The sequence below is a fragment of the Paracoccus marinaquae genome (assembly GCF_018860165.1).
Taxonomy (GTDB): Bacteria; Pseudomonadota; Alphaproteobacteria; order Rhodobacterales; family Rhodobacteraceae; genus Paracoccus; species Paracoccus marinaquae.
Map to the genome: position 1 here is coordinate 1 of NZ_JAHKNG010000112.1, position 1,685 is coordinate 1,685.

General features: G+C 66.2%; 3 protein-coding genes. All 3 read right to left on the reverse strand.

The features are described from left to right. On the reverse strand, positions 1 to 955 hold a 955-nt coding region (gene tnpC / locus KNW02_RS20495), incomplete at its 3' end, for an IS66 family transposase (protein ID WP_216035025.1). A gap of 62 nt (positions 956 to 1,017) precedes the next feature. Next, on the reverse strand, positions 1,018 to 1,365 hold the full coding sequence (gene tnpB / locus KNW02_RS20500; protein WP_216035026.1) for an IS66 family insertion sequence element accessory protein TnpB: 348 nt from the start codon (positions 1,363 to 1,365) through the stop codon (positions 1,018 to 1,020). Next, positions 1,362 to 1,685, reverse strand: a 324-nt coding sequence (locus KNW02_RS20505) for a transposase (RefSeq protein WP_216035027.1), incomplete at its 5' end; no start/stop codon positions are given. The genes tnpB and KNW02_RS20505, both read right to left, overlap by 4 nt.

The following is a 1,685-nucleotide window of genomic DNA, read 5'->3' on the forward strand; positions in this document are numbered from 1 at the left end:
GATGACGATGGACGTGTTCTTCCTTCCAGTCCGGGGCGAAGCGGTAAACCGCCCCGGGCGGTGTGGTCCCCGCCCAAGGCCGATGATCCCGGACATAGGCCCAGATCCTGCCTTTCTTGACTCCCTTGCCGAGACCTCGGTCCCGCAGGGACCGGTCCAGCACCCGGATCGGGGTGTCATCGGCGTGGAGGAGATCACTGGCCATCACATCGGCCTCGATCCGTTCGATCAGCGGGGCCAGCACCTTCATCGCCCGCCCGCACCAATCGACCAGCGTGCTGTCCGGAATGTCGGCCCCCATGCGGGCGAAGATCTCGGACTGGCGATACAAGGGCAAATGATCGTCGAACTTGGAGACGAGGATCCAGGCCAGCAGTGCCGCGCTCGCCATGCTGCCGGGGATCGGACGGCTGGGCGCGGGTGTCTGCACCATCGTTTCGCAGCGGCGGCAGGACTTCTTCAGCCGCGCGATCTGCAGGACCTTCAGCTGCGCCGCGACCAGGTCGAGCATCTCGCTCATGTCTTCGCCCACGAGCCGCAGGTCGCCGCCGCAATCCGGGCAGCAGCTGCCCGGGTCAAGCTCGCGCCGCTCGCGTGGGGTGGTTGCTGACACGCGGGGGCGACGGCGGGGCATGCGCTCGTCGATATCGCCGGTCGTCGCCTCGGGCGCAGAATCCGCCTCGTCTTCGTCCGCCAGAGTGGTGGTGCTTTCGGCGCTGGCGATGAGCAGATCCTCGAGTGCCAACTCGAGCTGTTCGATTTCGCGCTCGATCTTCTCCGAAGACTTGCCGAAGGCCTGCTTCTTGAGCTTCGCGATCCGCAGTCGCAACGTCTGGATGAGCTGGTCATGCGCCCGGATCGTCGCCAACATCTTCGCGTTCTCCGCCTGCAAGGTGGCGATCATCGCCTTCAGAATGGCGGGATCTTCGGGAAGGATGGGCGTGTCGTTCGACATGCCATCACTTACCACAGGCGCTCAGGAGGCACCATAAAAACAAGGCGTTTCAGGTGGATAAATCACCCAACCCGGGCCGGTGGTGCGCCCCAGTCCGGCCGCCGCCAGTCGATCCCTTCCCACAGCATCGCCAGCTGCGCCGAGGTCAGGCGCACCACCCCCGAGCCGCTGTTCGGCCAGGGAAAGCGCCCGCGCTCGAGGACCTTGTAGTAAAGGCAGAACCCCTGACCGTCCCAGTAGAGCAGCTTCAGCCGGTCGCCCTTGCGGCCACGGAAGGCGAAGACCGCACCCCCGGTCGGCTTCTGCCGCAGCACGTCCTGCGCCAGCGCCGCCAAACCTCCGATCCCTTTCCGCATATCCGTCGGCCCACAGGCCAGATACACCCGCACCCCGGTTCCCGGTCCGATCATGCGGCATCCACCGTGCGGATAAGGCGGGACAGCGCCGCGTCGTCAATGCTGCTCTCGAACCGTAGCACGCGACCCTTCGCGAGGCGCAGTTCAACCCAGGCTGCCGGACCGACGGCCGCGGCCGCCGCCGGAGGCTCAACTACCGCAAGCCCCATCTCGGGCACCATGCCGGCCGGCAAGAACAGCGCACCCGCCTCGGGCGACCACAAACCCTTCCGCTTCAGCTCGTGACGCCAAGCGTAGATCTGCTGGCGCGTCACCTCGTGGCGCTGCGCAACCTGGGTCACCGTCGCACCATCGATCCCCACAGCGCTCACAAT